The organism is Lysinibacillus sp. GbtcB16 (genome assembly GCF_019091145.1).
In the GTDB taxonomy this organism is placed as follows: Bacteria; Bacillota; Bacilli; order Bacillales_A; family Planococcaceae; genus Lysinibacillus; species Lysinibacillus fusiformis.
Genome location: NZ_JAGXJV010000728.1, coordinates 1 through 246 on the forward strand (window position 1 = coordinate 1; position 246 = coordinate 246).

The following is a 246-nucleotide window of genomic DNA, read 5'->3' on the forward strand; positions in this document are numbered from 1 at the left end:
GGGAAGCAGCATGTTTGGCTGGGCGTGTGGGAAAAAAATGAGAATGCGATTACTTTTTATCATAAAATGGGGTTTGTTAGAACCGGAGCCCACTCTTTCTATATGGGGGATGAGGAGCAGATTGATTACATCATGAGTAAGACGTTTGTGTAGATAAAAGGTATGCTAAACTTGTACTAGAAGTAACTTTAGGAGGAAGCCACATGTTTTCTAATTCAGTCAGAATAATTCTTTTTTTATCTACAA

1 protein-coding gene is annotated in these 246 nt (G+C 37.8%); it reads left to right on the forward strand.

The features are described 5' to 3' along the window. Window positions 1-153: GNAT family N-acetyltransferase (locus KVT27_RS25740; RefSeq protein ID WP_369009675.1), on the forward strand; the 153-nt coding region annotated here is incomplete at its 5' end. Window positions 154-246 lie beyond the last annotated feature (93 nt).